This is a genomic window from Geopseudomonas sagittaria, assembly GCF_900115715.1.
Taxonomy (GTDB): domain Bacteria; phylum Pseudomonadota; class Gammaproteobacteria; order Pseudomonadales; family Pseudomonadaceae; genus Geopseudomonas; species Geopseudomonas sagittaria.
The window spans coordinates 1-1,258 of record NZ_FOXM01000042.1 but is presented as its reverse complement, the minus strand read 5'-3'; the positions used below and the strand labels follow the sequence as shown (position 1 = coordinate 1,258).

The following is a 1,258-nucleotide window of genomic DNA, read 5'->3' as shown; positions in this document are numbered from 1 at the left end:
CTGAGGAATCCCCACAAATCTACCCCAGCACCTGTGCCTGCTGATGCACTTCGTCACGCAGTCGGTACTCGATAGCGGCGAGCACATGCCGGGGTAGCGCCCCGGCGTGCCGCCTCAGGTATTCGAGGCCGACTCGCCACAGTGACAGGACATGCTTTGTCTTGACGCTGTTAGACTGATAGCGGCGCGCCTCTCCGGATTGCCGGGCATACAGGCCGGCCAGGTAGAGGGCATAACAGGCCAGCGCCGCGATCAGCAGCAGAATCTCGATGCGGCGCGGGCAGCGCGTGCGGTGCAGGTCCAAGGCGAAGCCGAAACGCAGGCTCTTCACGTCGCGGAAGCCCTCCTCGATCTGCATGCGCTTGCGATAGAGGCCTACTACCGCGCGGGCAGTGTAATTCGGTAGGTTGCTCGCCAGCAGCCAGGGCTCTCGCTCCCGGCTGGCGTTCTGCCTGCTGTGCTTGCTGCGCGCAATACGCCCGGTCACCCGGCGATGCTTGCGTCCCTTCGGTGCCTGGCGGACGCAGTACAGGCGGATACGATGCGGTGCACTGCGGGTCATCTCTACCCAGCCGAGTGCTTTTGGTGTCGGGCCGGCATGTTTGTACAGCTGCTTGATCGTTTCCCAGTCGCCCGTCGCCGTGCGATACAGATCGCGGTTACGCACTCGCCCGACATAGTGCCAGCCGCGAGCCTCCACAGCTTGAAACCAGGGCCGACGGAAACCCGCATCGGTGACCAGCACCGGCACGCAGCCAGTTGGCAGCAGACTTTCCAGCGCATCGAGCAGTACGCGCTGTTGCTGAGGGCAGCTATCGCGGTCATGCACCCGCTCGTAGACCGGAAACGCCCTGCCGGCCAGAGGGATCGCTGCGCGCAGCAGGAACAGGTTGGCCTCGGCATTGATCGGTGACCAATCCACCAGAATCAATGGTTGCTTCAGGGTGCCCAGCAAGGCGCGCAGCATGGCCCAGTAGAACAGCAGCTGTTCGGACTGAAGGTGCGGATTGCCGAGCAGGCGATCCACACGCTTGATGGCGTGCTTGGGGTAGGCCTGCCCCGGCAACGAGCGTCCCAGCGCCGTCAGGGTCAGGCGCTGACCTTGTAGCAAGGCGCTGACGCAAGCCATGAGTGCGGTCAGGCGGCGAGCGTGAATGGTCGGCAGTGCTTGAGCGAACGCGGTATGTAAAAATTGGACGGCCTGCATGGGGAACGGGTGTGGTGGCTATGTTTGGCGACAACCACCGTGCCCGCCCAT

The 1,258-nt window shown here is 63.7% G+C and carries 1 protein-coding gene; it reads right to left on the bottom strand.

Annotated elements, in window-relative coordinates; all coding sequences use genetic code 11:
* Positions 1 to 19 precede the first annotated feature (19 nt).
* Positions 20 to 1,207 (bottom strand): IS4 family transposase, encoded by a 1,188-nt coding sequence (locus tag BM297_RS21285; RefSeq protein WP_092435832.1) that lies wholly within the window; start codon positions 1,205 to 1,207, stop codon positions 20 to 22.
* Between the last annotated feature and the right edge of the window lie 51 nt (positions 1,208 to 1,258).

Bases quoted from the DNA above. Each gene is read 5' to 3' on its own strand.
- BM297_RS21285 (WP_092435832.1), bottom strand. From the start codon at position 1,207: ATGCAGGCCGTCCAATTTTTACATACCGCGTTCGCTCAAGCACTGCCG.